The following is a 19,221-nucleotide window of genomic DNA, read 5'->3' on the forward strand; positions in this document are numbered from 1 at the left end:
AAGCAAATGCAATTCATTATCAAATGAGAGGAGAGAGGAATACTACCCGAAGTCGTCGCGCCAGGTGAGCGATGCCACCAGCCTGAAACCATAAGCGCCGGACCTGAAATGGCCCGGCGCTTGGTGGGGATGGGAATTCCCTGGATGAATATTAGAAGTCCATGGTCCAGCCAAGGGTGAAGGTCCGTCCCCGACCCTGATAGTCGTACAGGTACTCCGGACCATAGTAGGGCGAGTAGAACATTGCCGCTCGCTGTCCCCAGACGGTGGAATATTCCTCGTCGAGCAGGTTGTCGATACCCAGCGTCAGACGGCCGATATCGATATCCTGGGCCAGCGCCATGTCCACCGTGGTGTAGCCGTCGATCTGACGGTCATCGTCATCTTCCAGGTTATGGGCATGGTTGGCCTGCAGCCGGGCGCTGCGTCCTGCCGCCATGTCCTGCCAACCGACGAAGGCGGTGGCGGAGGACAGCGACGCATAGCGGGCGTCACGCTTTTCCCAGCTGCCGTTCTCGTCTTCCTGCTCCGAGCGCACCAGATGCAGGGTGCCGCCGACCTCGAAGCCGCCGTCCAGGAAGCGGGTCACCGCCGCCTCCAGGCCGTAGTCGCGCTTGTTTTCCTCGACCACGCTGACCGACAGGTCTTCGGCATTTTCCACCGCCTTGTCGGACCAGGCGTAGTAGATCGCCGCCTGGGTGCTCCAGTCGGCGTCATTGAAGCGCCAGCCGAGTTCCACCTGGTCTGTCTTGATGGCGTCCAGCGGGTTGTCGTCGACGCTGACATCGGCGCTCTTGCCGTAGTACTTGGCCGGGTCCGGCAGCTCAAAGCCCTGGCTGAACTGGATCCAGTTCTGATGACCGTTGCCGTAATCGTAGAGGGCGCTTGCGTTGACCAGGGTGGCGTCATAGTCATTCTCGCCACCCGGTACGCCGTTGAAGTCATCGACCTCGACGTCCATGTGCTGCTGGCGCACACCTGCTGACAGGGTCAGGCCGTCGGTGACCCGCCAGTCGCCCTGGGCGAAGCCGGCGTAGCCGTCGACCTCGTAGCTTGGATAGCGCGGGCCGATCTCGCGCTCTTCCTGGGTGAGACCGCCACTGGCATTCGAGGTGGCGATGTCGAAGTACATCTGGTCGGCGTCGAAGGACTCACGGTCCATGTCGAGGCCATAGGTCAGCGAGACGCGCTCGCCCAGCTCGGCATCGAACAGCGCCTTGATACCACCCAGGTCGGTGTCCTGCTTGGAGGCGCGGAATTCGACGCCCTGAGTGGTGGCGTAGGGGAAGGCGTTGAAGCTTGCCTCTTCCTCGCGATAGAACGCCTGCAGGTAGAAGTCCTGACCCAGCAGGTCGGCGTGGTGGTACTGCAGGTTGACCATGCGACGATCCGTCTCGGGATCGCGATCCGACGAATAGCCGTCGCGGATCTCGGCGCCTTCCAGATTGCCTAGCGCCAGGTTGGGGAAGTAGAGCCCACGGTCACCCTCATAGGCCGAGCGGTATAGCTGAGCGCCAAGCGTCAGCGTCTGCTCGGCGCTGAGTGCCAGATCGACGCTGCCCATGATGTCGATGGAGCGATTGTCCTGCAGGTCGGTCTGGGCGATGTCCGGGAAGATCTCGTCGCCACGCCCGTCATAGAAGCGTCCATTGTCCTGATAGGCCACCGCCAGACGTCCCTGGACACGCTCGCTGCCGCCACTGATCGACTGGGCCAGGCGGAAGTCGGCGTCGTCACTGTCATTGAAGCCGCTGGTGACGCTCGTCGCGGTGGAAAAGTGGCGACCGGGACCGTCACCTTTCTTCGTCACGATATTGATGATGCCGCCGGTGGCGCCACCGCCATAAAGACTGCTTGCGCCGGACAGCACCTCGACGCGCTCGATGTTGAACGGGTCGATGGCGTCGAACTGGCGCGACAGGCCCCGGGAGCTGTTCAACGAGACGCCGTCGATCAGCACCTGCACGCTGCGGCCACGCATGTTCTGGCCATAGTTGGTGCGTCCCTGGGGCGCAAGATCCAGCCCCGGTACCAACCGGCCCAGCGCGGTCTTGAGGTCCGCGCCCGTCGCAATCTGGGTCTCCAGCTGCTGCTGATCCACCACCCACACCGCACCGGGAATCTCGCTGATCGACTTCGGCGTGCGCGAGCCGACCACCACCATGGTCTCCTGGGACTGGACGGCTGCCTCGTCGGTGCCTGGCTGATCGACGCCAACCGCCTGCGCCCAGCTAAGCGACGGAGCAGCGGCCAGCAACAAAAGGCCTGCACCGAGGGACAGTGACGCTGACGAGGGAGGGCCGCCATATGACGTGACGCCGGTGATTGGCGCAGTAGTAAGGGGACGCGGGCGTGTGTGGAGCTGAGTCGAAATCTGGGAAGGCATGGAATGATCGCTTGGCTGATGTTGACCGGCTTGCCGAGACGAGCCGATGGGACAGTGCGGATCGGGCTTCTGGCGGCCCGTCTCGCGCCACCTGCCGAGGGAGCTGCGTGTTGGCCGTGGGGCAGATATGCAGCTTCGGCAGCGGCAAGCAATATAGCGAATTGTGAAAATAATGCGAAGCGTTCGTATTAAAATTCATGATTTGTGCAAGTCAAGCTCACCCCCTCGCCGATCAGAGGCACAAGGCGTAGGCTGGATGCATCTACCGCGCGACGATCAGGAGGCCTGATGGCACGAGTAAAGATCCTCAAGCAGGGCACGATCCACTGCTTTCCTCCCGGCCTGCGTGACGACCAGGGCGAGCTGGTCAACGCCGAGATTTCCGCGGTGGCCTACGACGGCGAGCGACTGTTGATGGCCAGCGACAAGCCGATCCCCGGCCACGAGCGTTCTGCCGCCTTCAGCCTGCCGTTGACCGCCGATGGTCCCGACGACAGCCGCATCGACTACCTGACCCAGCAGACCATCAAGGAAGCGGTGAAGTATGAAGACTTCGCCCTGACCACCGATGGGCGCCACATGATCGCCACCACCGGTTTCGATCGCATCGACGACGAGACCCACGAACTCAACGCCTACAACCACCTGCTGATCTGGCCACTTCACGAGCCTGACCGGGTCCAGGTGGTGGACCCCGACCCCCGTGACGGTGTGGAAGGCTCGCTCGAATTCCGGCGCAAGATGGACGCCGCCGTAGGCGAGCCCTACTACAAGATCGAGGGTCTGGCCGCGATCCCCGGGGAGCGTGGCGATGGCCTTTTGCTGTTCGGCATCCGCGAGCAGGGCAATGCCCACGATGACTTCGACTACGTGCGCCGGGTCATCGGTGCCCACTACATCATCAACGACGACGACAACCTGGAGTTCGTCGACGCCCTGCACGACGTCTTCAGCTTCGACCCCGGCGACTACGACGGCGTGGAGCACATCTGTGGCCTGTCGAGCCTCGAGTACGACCCCTACCACGGCCAGCTCTACCTGCTGACCAGCTTCGAGACCGAAGAGGGCGACGACGAGCTCATCGGCGGCTATCTGTGGGTGATGTCGCTGCACGACTTCCGCCAGGGCAGGGCACCCACCCTGGTACGCGACGAGAACGACAAGGTGCTCGAGTTCGAACACAAGGCCGAAGGCCTCGCCGTGCTCGACCGCGAGCGGCTGTTCGTCGCCTACGACAACGACCGCAACTACGACCTGCACAGCGTCAGCGAACGCGACGAACGCCGCTGCTGCGAAGCCCCCTACACCATCCTCGGACTGGTGCAGTAGGCACGAAGCGGTTCAGGCACGGCACAACGCCACATCGAACCAGGATGGGGAGACGGAGACTGGATAGCCCTGGAGTGGAGTAAAGAGGGATAGAGAGTGACAAGTAGCGATAGCGATTGATTGCGCGTGAGAAGGGGCGCGGAAAGAGGGAGCGTGTGGAGGGAAAGAGTGCGTGAGGAGGAGGGGGCAACGTGTGGGCGCTGCGGGTACGCCAGCGGTACACCCAGCCGTCAAAACCGGTTCTCGAGGCGCCAGAGCGATGATTCGAGAAGGGCTGTAAGGCGAGAAAGTGCCAGGAAGGGCACAGCTAAAGCGCCTCGAAAGCCGCCATACTGACTAGTGGCAAGCGTCCACCCGAAACCCGCTAGCCTACGGCCGCAGCTTTCGCTATCATACGCCCGCGCTGATAAGGGCCTATAGCTCAGTTGGTTAGAGCAGGGGACTCATAATCCCTTGGTCGCTGGTTCGAGTCCAGCTGGGCCCACCAATGAAATCAAGTGGTTACGTGACCAAGAGTCACTTTCCATCAATGTGTGGTTGCGGTTTGGTTGCCGATACGCGGCAACTTGGCCACCACGCTTTCCCACCTTGCCGGATCGGCATGCGCATAGCGGCTAGTCACCGTCAGTGACGAATGACCGAGCAGATCCCTTATGCTCGTCAGCGCCTCCCCCTTGCTGGCCAGCAACGAGGCATAACAGTGCCGCAAGTCGTGAAAGCGGATATCAGGGCGGCCAATCCTCTCCCTGGCTTTCTCGAAAGCGCCACGCACTCTGTCTCCGGTCGTATCGAACGGCAAACCAAGCACGAGCGGTAGGGCTTCCTCTGTCAAGGGTATAATTCTAGGCTTCCCACTTTTCGTCTGGTTGGGCCTGAGCACGATGCGGCCGTTGTAGACGTTGCCCGGCTCCAGCCCCATCAGTTCCCCACGCCTCATGCCCGTCAGCATCGCCAGCAAGATCACCTTCCGCTCGACCTTGTAGCGCTTCGGTACTGCTTCAAGCAATTCGGCAAGCTCCATCTCGGTTAGGTAGACATGGCGCTCGTTCTTCGGCGATGGCTTGCGGAGCTTGCCGTCCAGCGGTAGGTCGATCCAGTCCCATTCGCGGTACGACAGCGAGAGTACCCGCTTGACGACCTGTATGCGGTTGTTGATAGTCGACTGCGCCAGTCCCTTCTCCTTGAGAGCCTTCTGCATTCTGCGCGCCGCGTCCAGCAGTTCCTGTCCGATGATTACGCCGGGAGCATGCTCGTCCATCCACCTCGCCACCAGCAAGATGTGTTGCTTCTGCGAGCGTACATCGTATTCGCTGACCATCCGCTGCAGCCCCTCGGAAAAGGTGTACTTTTGCTTACGCCCCATGACGCCGTTGAACTCATCTTCTTGCCGCTGAGCCTCCGCCTTCAGGGCATACTGCTTTGCTTCTCCCTCTGTGCGAAAAGTTCGCTGAGTACGCTGGCCGTTGACGGTGCAGCGTACGACCCACGTGCCGCGATCTTTCCTTTGCGAGACTGTGTATCCCATAGTCGATCCTCTTTGGGTTGAGGATCGCGCCTGCATTTCTGAGCGTACCCTTCAACCGCCTCCCTATCAAAGCGCACCGCGCTCCCGAATTGGATAAAGCCAATTTCGTGCTTGTGCCCATATACCCAGCTCAGGCTCATACCCAGCTGGCGTGCGACCTGCTCCGGACGGAGTAGACTCTCCCCCATAGTTGCCCCTCCCCTTAGCACTACCCCGAAAGAAAAACTTGGTGTTGAGCCAATAATACGCAAACGTATTATTTCGTCAATGCGTTTTCGTATTAATATGGTCGTATAAGCTCGCCGAGTAGGCGGTGGGAAGTTAGGCTGCTCTTAAAGGCGGGTTCTGGCTTCGAGGGCAACTGCAATAATTTCTGAGGTTTTATCCAATAAAATCAAAGGATAAGATGGATTGAGAGGTTTCAGATACCGCTGCCCGCTTTCCTCGATGAGCTTACGGAACGTGGCACCTTGGCTGTCCGGAATCGTGGCAAGGACTAGTTTTCCAGGTATGGCGGGCTCGTCAGAGTCGAAAAGCACCATGGTTCCCTCTGGCAGGCTGGGTGCCACCCCGGTTGGGGCAGCCATGGCATCGCCCTTTACCTCAAGCCAGAAGCCTGTGCCTTTAGTCTGGAAGCCACTGGGTTCAACTCGCAGATCAACTGATTCCGCAGCGCTGTAGGACTGGAGAATAGCTGCTGCCTGTGTCCAGCGAAGTAGGGGATAGTGGTAGGTGGGGGGAGCTGGCTTTGCTTTTGCCAATCTGTGCACGCCCGCTGTGGCCACAGTGGCTAGAACATTTGGAAACGGTAAGCCTGATGGGCCAGACATGGAGGCCGTTGAATCATGGTTCGAAACCTCGTTCAGACCAGCGCGCTGAGGTAGCACATCACCATGAGCGAGATAGCTGGCAGTGGTGCCTAAGGCATTGGCCAGCTTTTCTAAATTAGAAATCCTAGGAGACTTGCTAGCCCCCTTGAGAATGCGATGAATGGTTGGCTGGGGGACCCCTGTTCGACGAGCAAGCTCGTTTTCACCGAGCTCTTGCTCTTCCATAAGCCTTCGTAGCCGTGAGCCGATGGAAGCGTCATCATTCATATGGGACAGCCTATGCACGTTAGCCTTCAAATTTGCTTATACGTAAATGTATAGGGTAAGATGGTGTAAGTCTAGAGGTGATCTCTCGGAAAGTGATTCTTCCGGAGCCTACCGGGAGACTGAAGATGCGAATCAACCAAGCTTTCCAGGAGGCCCGGATGAACACCACACAGGTGGTGAGGGCGTCGGTGTCTATATGAATGTCAATGCGACACCGGCGGCCAACTGTGTCGATGAACGTTTCTAAACTATGGCCAAGTGTTGCATTTAGTCATTGAGGTCGCATGCTTCTATAGAATCCGGGATTGAGTCTTGGCTTTTCTCCGACTTTGTCGGGATAAAATCGATAATGGTTGTTTTGGAAGCGTTCTACATATTTATTTTTTTCAAGTATCGCCAACGCTTCGTCCAGGCGGTCGCGAGTGAGGTGGCTGTAGCGGAGCATCCAGCTGGTTCCAAAAATGCTATTATATTGATCTTGGTAAGCATACATCTTATCGTATAATTTCTTAGCATCTTTCTGCGCCTGTGTCTCGGGCACTAGATATTCAAGAAAATGCATGGAGTAATGCATGCATATATCTCGGGCGCTGATAAAAGTTTCTTTTGTAATGCGGTCGCTGTCGTTTTCACAAAGATGAATAAGAGCCGCGACGCGGTCCATGTTTTCCATTAGCTTGCCGGCATGGTCCGTGGCTAGCTCATAAATGCCATTCACACGACATTGATGTTCAATGAACTTTTCGGTCAAGTTCCACTCTTCAGTCACTTCTGGTAAAAACTCGATAACTTGTGTCTTGGATAGTTTTAAGCCATCCTCACGAAGCGTTTTAAGTAGCAGATCATGAACGCGGAGGTTAAACGCGTCACAGTATGGGGTTTTTTCGGATTTTCCCTCGCTAGAATCCCGATAACCTATAAAAGAGCGAGGGTAGACCGTTAAAAAACGGGCTAATAGTCCTGATCCGCGAGCTCGTTTCCCGCGTCTTTCCAGGTAATGCTCAACGGAGCTTTTCTGTGTCATCAGGGCTGCGGTCAGGCGTCCCTCCGTAATGGTAAAACTTGTCCGGCTACTACGCCCCACCGTAACATCACTACCGCTCCACAGTGCATTGATCGCACTGGTGCTTTGCATGGCCAGGCCATTAAGGATCTCATCCGCCTCGCTGGAAACTAAGCAAGCAACGGGATAATGATCGTGCATCGAGTTCAGAAGCGCCTGTATCGAGGTGTCTTCATGAAGCAAATTAATAGTTTTAGCAAGCTCGGGTTTTTCGTCTTCCATGTTCCTAAGTCGCATTTCAATTTGTTCGCAGTCCTCCCCTCTTCTTACGGCCTTGCGTAATACAGAAAGCAATGTCTGGCGTTTGGTGCTCCATACTTCATGCTCGAATTCATGCTTACGCAGACGCTTTTTATTTTCGTTTTCTTGCTTTTTTTGAAAATCGCGAATGCTCTTGAAAAATTTTGATTCCAAGGCGGTCTTGCGGACGCCGGACTCAGCCACCGTCAGCAGCATCAGCGAGACAGGGTGGATCACATTCCGGTTCGGCATCTTGACCATATAACCGGCTTGGCAGGCGACAGAAAGCGCCCCAAGCGCTGTCGTTAGGGCCATTTCAGGGCTCACCTGCAGCTCATTGGCCACTTCGTCAACGGCGCTTTGTAACCTGGATGACGCGCTGAGCCGGGGCCACTTGTCACTAAGTAAGGGAAATTCAAATGGGACGGCTGCATCGTATTTTTGCATATCTTAAAGTTTTTGTGTGTTGCGAAAAGTGCGAATATTCGCGGATTTCGCGTTTAACATCAAGTACATTCATCATAATTTTAGATATGCGGTCGTGAACCAAGGACCAGCAGGGCTGCTGTTGCCTCAGAAGATGACTGAGCAGCATGCATGGCGAAACCGCATGCTGGGTGGTTCAATCGGCGCCTGCTTCCCAATCGAGCCCTTGGCGCAAGGCGTAAGGCTTGCCGTAGTAGTCCTTTTCATTTTCAAACATCCAAACCGCATGTGCGGCATCTGGGGAAAACTGGGTGGTTTGAAAACAACGAGTGCCCGGGCTCAGATCCTTCGAGTAGGCTTTGCACAGGTAACTGACCGCGTACATGATCTCGACCAAGCCTTCTGGACCATCCTTGCGGTAGATATGGAAGGGTACGACTTTTTTGATAATAATCTTCTTGGCCGGTTTTCCATCCTTGGCCGGGATGTCCTTAAATCGGCGTTGCTTACAGAACTCGACCAATCCAGGCATTTCGGAATGAGCACGATTGCCCAGGGCGAAAGCCCAAGCCCGTATCACGCGGTGCGCCATTGTGTTGCTCAGGTACTGACCATCGCTTTCAGGCGTCGGTTTGTAGCTCCCCAAGTGTCTGAAGGCATCACCGTTGACTAGAATGAGGACATGGTAATGGGGCTTGGCCTTGTCAGGGTCAAGGATCTTATCGCCCCGTCGACGCTTGCGCTTCATCCATACTCGGTCCAGTTTCTCTCTCGCCCAGATCGCATGCAGTTTGGCTGAACGCTTACCGCTCGCTCGATTTAACTCCGCTTGTAATCGATCTTGGAATTTTCGTATTAAGCCGTTATGATCGTATTTCAGCGGGTCAGTCATTTTCTCAGGAGTATGCAGATCTACCCGAAAGCCAAAAGTATGATAGTACTTTGACTGTAGATATTTAATAAGCGCAAACGCCTCATTTAAATAATTCAATACCAAAGGTCCTTTTTTACGATCTTGCTTAACATGGTAGCCACGGTAAGTGTTGGCCCAGTGGCAAGTTAGGTGCTTGCGCAGGGGATGTCGCTTGGGGTAAAGATAAAAGATGGAATTCGGGTTCATGGACATGGGTTTGTCTCCGCTAAGGGATTGAGAGAAGGGTCGTTGGGATATAAGCTCACATCTAAACAGCAATATGGTCCCTAAGCCTTGTTAAGCAGGGCTAGATAACGTGTAGACGAGTCGGCAGTTTAATGAATCGAATACCAGGTATAGATGGTAGTCCTGGGCGAGGTTTTAATAGCAGGTTGTATGATCTAATAACACTCAGGCAACCCTTGGGTAGGGTTGCCTATGTTTCAATAAGTACTATTATTTTATAAGTTGGTTGGGTTTGCTTTGGGTGCTATATAAGACAAGCAACATCTAGGTGTCTAGGACACCATACTACCGTTTACCGGAGTTGGATTATTTCCCTGGCTATGATTCACCTCATCTTTCAATTAATAAACGTTAGTGTGGCCAAGCGATTGGCGCGCCTGCTGCTGTAAAAAGTTATCCCACTCGGATTGCTCTAAATAACGCGAGCCAACCAGGCTCGCAATTATGTTCGTGACTCGCCTCTGACGCCGTCTCATGTCATTAACCCTGGTGGTGAAAAAATACGGCAGCGCAGGAATTTGGCTGTCAGCGATTCGGATAGTGCCTGTTTTACGCAGTGTTGCCCTAGTGGGAAGGGCATTCATCGCTATCCCTGCGTCATCTCAAGAATTCGTTCCCGATTAAATTTAAAAAATTTTCAGCCACGTATTACCTCCCTGAAGTCGGGAAGCAATGACTATCTCGACGCGTCTTTTCCGTAATCAGGAGGTCAGCATGACGATCACGTGTCCGAGCTGCGGCTCGCTGCGCACGCGTCCCTTGCATCGGGGGCGAAAGACCGGGGCCGGCATCGGCATGGCAGCGGGGTCTGCCGGTGGCGTTGCCGGGGCCCTGAGCGGGGCCGAGACTGGCGCCCTGGTCAGTGCCTGGGCCGGGCCGGTCGGTCTGGCCCTCGGCAGCCTCACCGGGGCCGTCTTTGGGGGACTGGTCGGCGGCACTGCCGGCGGGATAACCGGTGCCCGCTTGGGTAATGAACTCGATGCCCGGGTGCTCGACAACCACGAGTGCCTGGCCTGCCGCCACACCTTCCGATCCACCCCGTAACTTCCAAGCGCTCCTCGCGCTAGCCCGCTGTTCCCTCGCTTTCTCTTCCCATGGCCCGCGGCCTCGCCGGCGGCGGGTCGTTATGCCGTATTCATCACCCTCACACAGGAGTCATTCCCATGGCCCATCAGATCGAACGCATGGCCTACGTCGGCGATACCCCCTGGCACGGGCTGGGGCAGCAGTTGTCGCGCCACCAGCCCCTCGAGATCTGGCAGCAGCAGGCCGGCATGGACTGGCGGATCGAAGAAGCCCCGGTACGCTTCGTCGCCAATTCGACGTCTCACCTGGGCAGCATCCATGCCTTCCCCGAGCAGAAGGTACTCTATCGTTCCGACACCCAGGCACCGCTGTCGGTGGTTTCCCAACGCTACAAGGTGGTCCAGCCGGCGGAGGTGATGGAGTTCTATCGCGACCTCACCGAATCCGCCGGCTACGAGCTCGAGACCGCCGGGGTCCTCAAGGGTGGACGCAAGTTCTGGGCACTGGCGCGTAGCGGCCTGAGCACCTCACTCAAGGGCCAGGATGCGGTCAACGGCTACCTGCTGCTGGCCACGTCCTGCGATGGCTCGCTGGCCACCGTGGCCACACCGACCACGGTCCGCGTGGTGTGCAACAACACCCTGACCATCGCCGTGGATGGCATGACCCAGGGGGTGAGGGTGCCGCACAGCACTGAGTTCGATGCCCGGCGCGTCAAGCAGCAGTTGGGTATCTCGGTCTCCCAGTGGGACGATTTCATGGTCCGCATGAAGGCCCTCGCCGAGCGCAAGATCAGCCGGGATGAGGCCAGGGCGTATTTCCAGGCGGTGATCTGCAATGCCGAGGAACCGCTGGACGATCCGTCCAGGCTGCCCAACTACCGTGCGCTTAATCGCGTCCAGAAGCTCTATCACGGCGAGGGCCGGGGCGCCGATCTGTGTACCGCCAGGGACACCGCCTGGGGCCTGCTCAACGCCGTCACCGAGTATGTCGACCACGAGAAACGCGCCCGCAGCAACGACTACCGCATGGATTCTGCGTGGTTCGGCCAGGGCGCCAACCTCAAAGACAAGGCCCTTGCGTCGGCGCTTGCGCTGGTCGCCTAACGCCAGGCGTCCCCGGCGCAACGGTCCTTCAAGTCGTCCCTGTTTCCTCTATCCCCGTCAGCCCTTTCACCCCTGACCCATCACGGCATAGCGCCCGGCCTCCTCAGGGCCGGGCGTTTCTGTTTGGAGTGTCACTCATGTCTTCGTCATTGCCCTTTGTACTGTGCCAGTCGCTAACCCAGCTGGCCCGACAACTGCTCGAGAGCGAGCGCCAGGAGGCCCGGACCCACGTACTGGCTCGCGGCCGGATCTATCGCGTCACCGTCGAACTGACCCCGGTACCGCTGGAGCAGGTGCGCGACGTCATCAACGCCTATGAATGAATCGGGAGATATCACCATGGCTACCACCCCTAAGACCCGACAGACAGCGATCGAGCCGATCCCGGTCGTTACCCAGTCTCAACCCGACAGCACCGCGATCATCCAAGTGATCGAGCGCGCTGCGCTCAATCCGGATGTCGATATCGACAAACTTGAGAGGCTCCTGCAAATGCAGGAGCGTGTGCTGGATCGCCAGGCGCTGATGGCCTACAGCGCCGCCATGGCGGCCATGCAGACCGAACTACCCAGCATCGTCGAGCGTGGCAAGACCAACAACGGTCACTACGCCACCCTGGAGGATATCGTCGATACCGTGCGCCCGATAATGAAAAAGCACGGCTTTGCGGTGAGCTTCCGCATTCAGACCCAGGAACGCGGCATTCAGGTGACTGGGGTACTGATGCACCAGGACGGTCATCGCGAGGAGACCAGCATGCTGCTGCCGGCCGATGGCAGCGGCAACAAGAACGCCGTGCAGGCCTTCGGTTCCTCGACCAGCTACGGCAAGCGCTACGTGCTCTGTGCCTTGCTCAACATCACCACCCGGGGCCAGGACGACAATGGCCAGACCGCCGCCCCGGTCAAGCTGGTCACACCCTTCCAGGCCGGCCAGCTCCAACAGCTGATTACCGCCTGCCCGCCGGCCACCCAGGAATGGTTCATCGGCAAGTACGGCCAGGCCGAGCGAGTGCCACGCAGCGACTTCGACAAGCTGCGGGCTTCCCTGCACAAGCGGGCCCAGCCCAATCCTCGACAGCACTGACCGGCCAACGAGGGGACCGCCCCTCGCCATCTATGCCGTCTCGGCGAAATCCCGACGAATAACCCAAGAAGGAGAATGTCATGCAGATCCTGACCATGGAACAGGGCACGCCCGAGTGGCAGGCCGCGCGCCTCGGCATCATCACCATGTCCGAGCTCAAGACATTGCTGGTCAAGGGTAAGGGACCCGGCGGTTTCGGCACCGGGGCCCTGAGCTACATGCATCAACTGATTGGCGAACGCATCACCGGCGAGCCGGCCGATGCCTTTCAGGGCAACGCCCATACCCAGCGGGGTCATGAACTGGAACCCATGGCCCGCGAGCTTTATCAGGAAGCCACGGGGCTGCCACACCTAAAGCAGGTGGGCCTGATTCTCAACCACGGCGTCGGCTATTCGCCGGACTGTCTGGTGGACAGCCGCGGCCTGGCCGAGATCAAGACCAAGCTGCCCCGATACCAGATCGAGGTGCTGCTCGCCGGTGAGATCCCCTCGGAGCACGTCGCCCAGTGTCAGGGCGGGTTGTGGGTCAGCGAGCGGGAGTGGATCGACTTCGTCAGCTACTGGCCGGGCATGCCGTTGTTCGTGAAGCGGGCCTACCGCGACGATGCATTGATCCGCACCATCGCCGAGCGTGTCGAGGCGTTCCACGAGGAACTGGAGCGTCGCCTGACCATGGTCATGGCGGCATGAGGAGAGAACATGTACCACCGCAAGCTTAGCGCCGGCGAGAACGCCGGCACCTATCGCATCACCGACACGGTGACCGAAGCGGAGCTCTTGAGCATCGCCAAAGCCTTTGCCCGTCGCCGGCTGGCCAGGGGGCGCAAGATCACCCAGCCGGCGCTGGCCTTCGAGTACCTGCAGATCCTGCTGCAGGACGTCGAGCACGAGGTTTTCAGCGCCGTGTTCCTAGACAGTCAGCATCGGGTGATCTGCTTCGAGGAACTGTTTCGCGGTACCATCGACTCGGCCAGCGTCTACCCGCGCGAAGTGGTCAAGCAGGCTTTGGCCTGCAACGCCGCTGCGATGATTCTGGTCCACAACCATCCATCGGGCGACCCCGAGCCCAGCGATGCTGATCGACGGATTACCCAGCGCCTGAAGGAAGCGCTAGGAATGATGGAAATCCGGGTCATCGATCACATCGTGGTCGGGAGTGACGGGTGTGCTTCATTCGCGGAGCTGGGGTTTCTCTGAAAGCGTATCACGACATTCACCGGCGCTGCCCTTTTGGGCAGCGCCGGCATATCATCTAAATTTTTTTGCCATTATCAAGCAGCTTCGTTGAATTTCTCGATGAGTTCCTTCAAATTCGTTGTTTTTCTCACCAATCAACTCAAGGAGAAGCAGCGTGGTCGAGGTTCACCCGGATGTATGGCAAGAAGCGAAGAGAGCATTAGGGTTTGAGTATGTTCCTGATGATGAGCTGACTGAGGAGCAGATCAGGCTTATCGAGAATTTTATACGGTCGAACTACGATAGATACGCATACGTAGGCTCAGACGACTAACCTACCCTCCCAGTTTTGAATCTTCCTCCAGCATGTAGATGAATTAACGTCACTCTAATAGTGACATTTATAAGCCCGCACATCTTTTCCCGGATGATTCTCTGAAGAAGCTCCATCATCCGGGACCCTACATGTGGCAACGGATCATGGCAGCACGATACCTGATAGGTCAATGTTGCATTCCGGTTACTGATACAACCCGTGGATTAACGCCTTTTTTGATAGCTTCGCATGAATACGAATTTTAAAATCACATGCCTTCTGACCTAGACTCACCCACACCCGTGATTACTAGCCACGGCATAAAACCGGTGCTGCCTTTTGGGCGGCACCGGTTATCATACATTTTTTATGCTGAACGCAAACTGCCAGAATTCCTGCTGCATAATGCCAATCTTCGTACCGGCTTTATTGTCAATGCGATGAACCAGTTTTAATCCAAGTTTTTAGGTTCGGAGTAAGGGTTTCATCACAGAATTCCCGGAAACTGAGGACGTTTTCGTGCCCCTCGTACTCGGTTTCTTTTGATTTTCTTAGGCTTTCTGGAATCACTAAATGCACGCCGAATGAAGCCATATCTTCGATAGTATTGCTGGCAATGTTCTCGTCGACTGTGGTAAGAAACAGGCGGCGGCCCTCCATTTCGCGTTCGACCTGCTTCCAGCGCTCGCGCAGAGTCGTTTTTGCACTAAGGATCAAGCCTGTTTCCGATCCTTCTTTTTTGCTGTCGATGAATTCGAGTGAGGGCAAAATAAAGTCAGGACGTTTTTTTGAGGCGAGAATAACCTGCTTTTCGAATGGAACTTTTCCATCGCCTAGCATTGCCTCGATATGGTGCTCGTATGAATAACCGGCACGAGATTTACGCTGCTGACTAGCCGAGAGCATTAACGCATCAATAGCGGGCAGTTCGTCAATCAGTTTGCGTATAATGTCTGAAGTCCTTATTTTGATTGGCTCGTCGCCCATGACTATTCGGATAAGCTCCACAGAGCGTTCGCGACGTTGAAATTCGCGAAAAATACCCCACTCAATCTTTCGGCTAATTTCTCGAAGAGCGTCTCCGGGAGAATCCATGGAAAATGGACTAATGTTTACCAATCCATGTCTTTTCATGAAAACCTGTCTTGCACGAAAAGCTATCTCATAACTTGTTGGCATGACAGAATTTTCTGCTGCGAACCTTGCAATGGCGCCGTCTTCCCAGGCTGAAATAACCTCTTCGGCGAAATCCATGATTCGCGCAGTTTCTTCTGACTTTTTTTCTTCAGGCCTGAAGATGCCGACTTTGAAATCAGGGTCGAGGTTAAAAATATCAGAGAGAAGGGCAGTTTCTTCGCTAGCCGAATCCAGAGTAAGGCACTCAAAAACCGTCTCGTCGGCGAGCTGGATACAGCCTATAAGCAGGAATGAAGCGGGTAACAGTTCTGAAAAAGCTGACTTGGGAATCCTCGTCAGATGAGTCTCTTCACTCTTGCTTCGATAATTTACGAGACGACTTTTTCTATATCCTTTTTCGAATTGCGGCCAGTATGTTAAAAAATAGGCCTCCCATATCTCATTGGTTTTCCCATCCTCTCGCTCTTTTAATGTCAATGTCGGAAAGAAGCCACTGTCACGCTGTGCGTGCGGGATGTATACGCCATTCTGATGTTTGGTTTGGTCATAAGACCAGTCTCTATCATTATTCTCAAGCTTTTTGACAAATACTTGGCTGGCCCTGTCGAGGAATTGCAATAAAACATCGGCATCTTCAGATGGTTTTTCAATATCGAGCTCTGGGTTATTTTTCATTTTCTCTCTTTGATTGTTGAATCTTCTTTTCTGGTTAAGCTACAGTTGTTCGCTTCAGCAGTTTCTTGATGTGCTTTGCGTATTCATGTTTTTTTCGGCCGAGTTTTGGGAGGTTTTTTTGGCCACTCTGTCCAGGAGTCTTCGCCCATAATCAAATCATCGATTTGGGATGCTTCACTGGAGTTATGTTTTAAACCACATTCCCATATCACCAGCACACGCCAGCCTGCGTCAGTCAAGGCCGTCTGTTGGCGCTTGTCACGAGCGACATTGCCATCTAGTTTTTCACGCCAGAAATTTTTTCGAGTGGCAGGGGAGGTTGCGTAGAAGCAGCCCGCGTGACGATGCCAAAAGCAGCCGTGAACGAAGATCGCGAGTCGATATTTTGGCAGGACGAGGTCCGGCTTTCCCGGCAGGCCCGCGCGGTGCAGACGATAGCGGAAGCCCCGGGCGTGCAGGTAGCGACGTACGGCAAGCTCGGGGTTGGTATTCTTGCCCTTGATCGCGGACATCATCCGCGACCGAGTCTGTGGGTCGACGATGTCGTTCAACTAACCCCCTGCTATAGCTGGAGTGTCTGACGCTCTCGCAATAGGGTAATGAGTTCGGAAACGTCCATCAGGTTGCCCGTTTGCGTCGTGGAATAGGTTTCATGCAGTCTCCGAGGCAGGACAAGGGTCAGGCTTGCCTGCTTCATTTCCGTGGTTTGATGCTCCGATATCCCAGGTTGCAGGGTAAGAAGATGCTTCTCGGGGATCCTCCGTGCTTCATTCAGCACCTGTCGCCAGCGATCCTTGCAAGTGGTCTTGACGCCAAGCATCGTCAACCTAGCATCAGGCCAGTCCGGATCCTGGTATTTCTCGGCGCCGGGAAAAAGAAAGTCCGGCCTTGATCGGTTTTCGGTTTGGGCCCCTCGCTGGTGATCCACACCGTTTTCGAGAAAGATCCATTCGAGATGATTCTCCAGCGCGTGACCTGCCCGGGACTTTCGACGGTTGTGGACGCCAAGCGAGAACTGCATGAATTCATCGACATTGTTCGCCCAGGTCTCGGCCTTGCCCCTGAGTTGAGCGCTGACTATGTGGCTTTCCAGTTGCCGGAACAGCGTCTCTTCACGGTCGATCAGCCTGACCAGTGTTTCATCCGGAATCTCGATTGCGTTGATATCCTGCCCAAGCGTTTCCAGTGCCAGTCCCGAGAGTTCGCGCGTTTTCGGAAATCTGGGGCCGAAGCGGTCGAGCATGAGCTCCAGCCAGGTGTCGGAGGCCTCCTCCTCGACTTCAAGCCCGGCACTCTCTGCCACGTAGTTGAAAAGGGCATTGGACTGCGGAGTGACCTTATCAGTGTCGATCGTGGTGAAGCTCTTGCCCGGCACCTTCGACATCCCGAACAACCAAAGGATGTCGCCTCGGTCAGGGCTTTCCTCACTGAGGATCAAAAGCAGCATTGTGCCGTCGTGGCGAAGCGCGCTGATCAGCGTGTCGCCCTCGGCAGCCTTCTGCATTACCTCGTTATCGCGAAAGTAGAGCCTATGTTCGCTTCGTGAAGGATGACGCTCCCGTGCGTCGTACCAGGTTACCTGATCATCCAGTGCAAGGCGGTCTTCCTCGGCCTCGCCAAGATAGATGAATGCAGCGGGAAAGATTCTCCGGTCCACTCCCAGATAGCTCTTCATGGCGTTGGTGCCGTTGAATTCGTGCTGATTTGAGGTGTGCCGCTCTGTTTCGACGGCGCTCAGACGCTTGATGGAGATCCCGGCAAAATGGTGACTGAGAGATGACATGGCCGTTCCATAACACAACGAAAACGAAGAAGACGGCCAGTGGCCGCCCTCATCTCGGATAGAGTAACGCCATGCTGCGGTAACGTGGCCCTAAATGGCAAGCTGCAGTTCGGGTTGCTGCTGCTCTGACTGCTCCATTTCCCTGAGCTTGCGACGCGCCTCGATGATGCGGGGCTTCATCAGTTCGGCGACAGCCTCGAACACGGGGACGACGACCGAGTTTCCGAACTGGCGGTAGGCCTGGGTGTCCGAGACCGGTATGACGAAGCGGCTTTCGCCGGGTGCGTCGAAGCCCATCAGGCGTGCGCACTCCTGAGGGGTCAGGCGGCGGGGGCGGTTGCGCAGGTTTTCCGGTGAGTCGAAGGGCTTTAGATCATCAAAACCGCGGTCGACCAGGATCTCCGAGCCGTCCTTGTGGTAGCGGGCCGAAAGGGTGCGCGCAACGTCGTTCGGGCCGGTGAGGCCGAATCCGAAGCCGTTGCCCTTTTCGCGATGCTTCTGGGCGTAGCGGTACAGGTATTCCCACAGCTTGGGCGTTAGGATGTACTTGTCGTCGACGTCGTCATCCAGCAGATCGCTGAAGGAGGGGCGATGCTTCGGGTAGACCTTCCCGAGATCCCGCAGGGTGAAGCCCTGGTGCACGTTCAGGTCCCGGCGGAAGCCGACCAGCACGATGCGCTCACGGTGCTGGGGCACGAAGTGCCGAGCATCGATGACCTTGGGATCCTGTCCCTTCGGGGCTTCCACGTCGGCCACATCATAGCCGAGCTCGTCCAGTGCCTCGCAAATCACGCGGAAGGTTTTGCCCCTGTCGTGGCTCTTGAGGTTCTTGACGTTCTCGAGCATGAACGCCGGTGGCCGCTTGGCAGCGATGATCCGCGCAACGTCGAAGAACAGGGTGCCCTGGGCATCGCATTCAAACCCGTGCTTGCGGCCCAGCGAGTTCTTCTTGGAAACACCGGCGAGTGAGAAAGGCTGGCAGGGGAAGCCGGCGAGCAGAACGTCGTGGTTCGGGATCTCCCTGTGAATATGTTTGTAGGCCGTTTCCTCATCCACGTCGGTGCGTGCCGACAGGGTGATATCGCGAATGTCGCGGTTGAATCGGTGTGTTGCCGGGTCGCAGTAGTGGTTGGCCTTGTAGGTGCGAACTGCGTACTTGTCCCACTCCGAGGTGAAGACGCACTCGCCGCCGATCGACTCGAACCCCTGACGAATCCCGCCGATGCCGGCGAAAAGGTCAATGAAGGTGAAAGCGGCACGGCCCTGATGGCGGGGGGCCTTCGGCAGCATGGCGATCAGGCGGCGTGCCTCGTTACGGGTGATCCTCTGCTTCGCCCGGCCCTTGATCGTGCGGTTCAGGGTTTCGCGACACCAGCGGTCGTCTACCTCCCGCAGGGCAGCAGCGACAGTGCCCTGGTCGTAGATCTCGAGCACCCGCTCCAGCAGCTGACGGTCATCCAGCAGGTCGTAGTGGGACGTGTGGGCCGTTGGGTCGGCTGCGTCCTGCTTATCGAGGTCCGGGAACAGGGACATGTGGCTTCCTCTGGGTCATATCTGTGACGGAATGTCTAAATTGTATTCCCTTTGGATGGCTCTGCGCCAGGACCTGACGAGATTTTTTGGGGTATACGGATTTAATGGTTGATGGGGCACCTTCACCCCATCAATCTGATACCACCCTCAGATGGT

The 19,221-nt window shown here is 56.6% G+C and carries 16 protein-coding genes, 1 tRNA gene and 1 pseudogene; 8 read left to right on the forward strand and 10 right to left on the reverse strand.

The genetic code is table 11. From position 1 onward, the window contains the following. Positions 1-151 precede the first annotated feature (151 nt). On the reverse strand, positions 152-2,257 hold the full coding sequence (locus tag C6W88_RS11430) for a TonB-dependent receptor (protein ID WP_231498616.1): 2,106 nt from the start codon (positions 2,255-2,257) through the stop codon (positions 152-154). A gap of 417 nt (positions 2,258-2,674) precedes the next feature. Between C6W88_RS11430 and C6W88_RS11435 the strand changes: the two genes are divergently transcribed. Both C6W88_RS11435 and C6W88_RS11440 read left to right on the forward strand, forming a co-directional pair. Then, positions 2,675-3,715 (forward strand): hypothetical protein, encoded by a 1,041-nt coding sequence (locus C6W88_RS11435; protein ID WP_108132519.1) that lies wholly within the window; start codon positions 2,675-2,677, stop codon positions 3,713-3,715. A 410-nt stretch (positions 3,716-4,125) separates the two neighbouring features. Then, positions 4,126-4,202, forward strand: a tRNA-Ile gene (locus tag C6W88_RS11440). Positions 4,203-4,241: 39 nt separating this feature from the next. Here the strand turns inward: C6W88_RS11440 and C6W88_RS11445 are convergent. From C6W88_RS11445 to C6W88_RS11465, 5 genes and pseudogenes are all read right to left on the reverse strand, one after another. Further along, positions 4,242-5,240 carry a tyrosine-type recombinase/integrase gene (locus tag C6W88_RS11445; protein WP_231498617.1) on the reverse strand — a complete coding sequence of 333 codons (999 nt, stop codon included), beginning with the start codon at positions 5,238-5,240 and terminating at the stop codon, positions 4,242-4,244. Between the two features lie 50 nt (positions 5,241-5,290). Continuing rightward, a pseudogene (locus C6W88_RS22080) lies at positions 5,291-5,428 on the reverse strand (helix-turn-helix domain-containing protein); the annotation flags it as partial. Positions 5,429-5,572: 144 nt separating this feature from the next. After that, positions 5,573-6,337 carry a helix-turn-helix domain-containing protein gene (locus C6W88_RS11455; protein WP_108132522.1) on the reverse strand — a complete coding sequence of 255 codons (765 nt, stop codon included), beginning with the start codon at positions 6,335-6,337 and terminating at the stop codon, positions 5,573-5,575. Between the two features lie 271 nt (positions 6,338-6,608). Continuing rightward, positions 6,609-7,967 (reverse strand): YfjI family protein, encoded by a 1,359-nt coding sequence (locus C6W88_RS11460; RefSeq protein ID WP_231498618.1) that lies wholly within the window; start codon positions 7,965-7,967, stop codon positions 6,609-6,611. A gap of 295 nt (positions 7,968-8,262) precedes the next feature. After that, positions 8,263-9,192 carry a YagK/YfjJ domain-containing protein gene (locus tag C6W88_RS11465; protein ID WP_108132524.1) on the reverse strand — a complete coding sequence of 310 codons (930 nt, stop codon included), beginning with the start codon at positions 9,190-9,192 and terminating at the stop codon, positions 8,263-8,265. 747 nt (positions 9,193-9,939) lie between these two features. Here C6W88_RS11465 and C6W88_RS11470 point away from each other — a divergent pair. The 6 genes from C6W88_RS11470 to radC all read left to right on the forward strand — a co-directional run bounded on the left by C6W88_RS11470 (position 9,940) and on the right by radC (position 13,642). Further along, positions 9,940-10,269, forward strand: a complete 330-nt coding sequence (locus C6W88_RS11470) for a hypothetical protein (RefSeq protein WP_108132525.1) — start codon at positions 9,940-9,942, stop codon at positions 10,267-10,269. A gap of 119 nt (positions 10,270-10,388) precedes the next feature. After that, a complete protein-coding gene (locus C6W88_RS11475) occupies positions 10,389-11,357 on the forward strand; it encodes a TIGR03299 family phage/plasmid-derived protein (RefSeq protein WP_108132526.1) in 969 nt (322 codons plus the stop codon). 137 nt (positions 11,358-11,494) lie between these two features. Continuing rightward, the gene (locus C6W88_RS11480) at positions 11,495-11,680 is read left to right on the forward strand and encodes a hypothetical protein (RefSeq protein ID WP_108132527.1); all 186 of its coding nucleotides are present in this window, start codon (positions 11,495-11,497) and stop codon (positions 11,678-11,680) included. A 16-nt stretch (positions 11,681-11,696) separates the two neighbouring features. Continuing rightward, positions 11,697-12,443 (forward strand): ERF family protein, encoded by a 747-nt coding sequence (locus C6W88_RS11485; protein ID WP_231498619.1) that lies wholly within the window; start codon positions 11,697-11,699, stop codon positions 12,441-12,443. 80 nt (positions 12,444-12,523) lie between these two features. After that, complete coding sequence (locus C6W88_RS11490) at positions 12,524-13,135, forward strand: lambda exonuclease family protein (RefSeq protein WP_108132528.1); 612 nt, start codon at positions 12,524-12,526, stop codon at positions 13,133-13,135. Positions 13,136-13,144: 9 nt separating this feature from the next. Then, on the forward strand, positions 13,145-13,642 hold the full coding sequence (gene radC, locus C6W88_RS11495) for a RadC family protein (RefSeq protein ID WP_108132529.1): 498 nt from the start codon (positions 13,145-13,147) through the stop codon (positions 13,640-13,642). A 727-nt stretch (positions 13,643-14,369) separates the two neighbouring features. Here radC and C6W88_RS11500 read toward each other — a convergent pair. The 4 genes from C6W88_RS11500 to dcm form a co-directional block, all read right to left on the reverse strand. Next, entirely contained in the window at positions 14,370-15,749 is a 1,380-nt protein-coding gene (locus C6W88_RS11500; RefSeq protein ID WP_108132530.1) for a type II restriction endonuclease, read from the reverse strand. An 83-nt stretch (positions 15,750-15,832) separates the two neighbouring features. Beyond that, on the reverse strand, positions 15,833-16,300 hold the full coding sequence (locus C6W88_RS11505; protein ID WP_108132531.1) for a very short patch repair endonuclease: 468 nt from the start codon (positions 16,298-16,300) through the stop codon (positions 15,833-15,835). Positions 16,301-16,311: 11 nt separating this feature from the next. Continuing rightward, positions 16,312-17,532 carry a type II restriction endonuclease gene (locus C6W88_RS11510; RefSeq protein ID WP_108132532.1) on the reverse strand — a complete coding sequence of 407 codons (1,221 nt, stop codon included), beginning with the start codon at positions 17,530-17,532 and terminating at the stop codon, positions 16,312-16,314. Between the two features lie 90 nt (positions 17,533-17,622). After that, positions 17,623-19,065 (reverse strand): DNA (cytosine-5-)-methyltransferase, encoded by a 1,443-nt coding sequence (dcm, locus tag C6W88_RS11515; protein WP_108132533.1) that lies wholly within the window; start codon positions 19,063-19,065, stop codon positions 17,623-17,625. Positions 19,066-19,221 lie beyond the last annotated feature (156 nt).

Source organism: Halomonas litopenaei (assembly GCF_003045775.1).
In the GTDB taxonomy this organism is placed as follows: domain Bacteria; phylum Pseudomonadota; class Gammaproteobacteria; order Pseudomonadales; family Halomonadaceae; genus Halomonas; species Halomonas litopenaei.

What these genes read in the sequence shown, in the direction of transcription:
- C6W88_RS11485 (WP_231498619.1), top strand. Translation starts at nt 11,697, where the DNA reads ATGGCTACCACCCCTAAGACCCGACAGACAGCGATCGAGCCGATCCCG.
- C6W88_RS11480 (WP_108132527.1), top strand. Translation starts at nt 11,495, where the DNA reads ATGTCTTCGTCATTGCCCTTTGTACTGTGCCAGTCGCTAACCCAGCTG.
- dcm (WP_108132533.1), bottom strand. Translation starts at nt 19,065, where the DNA reads ATGTCCCTGTTCCCGGACCTCGATAAGCAGGACGCAGCCGACCCAACG.
- C6W88_RS11435 (WP_108132519.1), top strand. Translation starts at nt 2,675, where the DNA reads ATGGCACGAGTAAAGATCCTCAAGCAGGGCACGATCCACTGCTTTCCT.
- C6W88_RS11475 (WP_108132526.1), top strand. Translation starts at nt 10,389, where the DNA reads ATGGCCCATCAGATCGAACGCATGGCCTACGTCGGCGATACCCCCTGG.
- radC (WP_108132529.1), top strand. Translation starts at nt 13,145, where the DNA reads ATGTACCACCGCAAGCTTAGCGCCGGCGAGAACGCCGGCACCTATCGC.
- C6W88_RS11455 (WP_108132522.1), bottom strand. Translation starts at nt 6,337, where the DNA reads ATGAATGATGACGCTTCCATCGGCTCACGGCTACGAAGGCTTATGGAA.
- C6W88_RS11490 (WP_108132528.1), top strand. Translation starts at nt 12,524, where the DNA reads ATGCAGATCCTGACCATGGAACAGGGCACGCCCGAGTGGCAGGCCGCG.
- C6W88_RS11500 (WP_108132530.1), bottom strand. Translation starts at nt 15,749, where the DNA reads ATGAAAAATAACCCAGAGCTCGATATTGAAAAACCATCTGAAGATGCC.
- C6W88_RS11445 (WP_231498617.1), bottom strand. Translation starts at nt 5,240, where the DNA reads ATGGGATACACAGTCTCGCAAAGGAAAGATCGCGGCACGTGGGTCGTA.
- C6W88_RS11465 (WP_108132524.1), bottom strand. Translation starts at nt 9,192, where the DNA reads ATGTCCATGAACCCGAATTCCATCTTTTATCTTTACCCCAAGCGACAT.
- C6W88_RS11470 (WP_108132525.1), top strand. Translation starts at nt 9,940, where the DNA reads ATGACGATCACGTGTCCGAGCTGCGGCTCGCTGCGCACGCGTCCCTTG.
- C6W88_RS11510 (WP_108132532.1), bottom strand. Translation starts at nt 17,532, where the DNA reads ATGTCATCTCTCAGTCACCATTTTGCCGGGATCTCCATCAAGCGTCTG.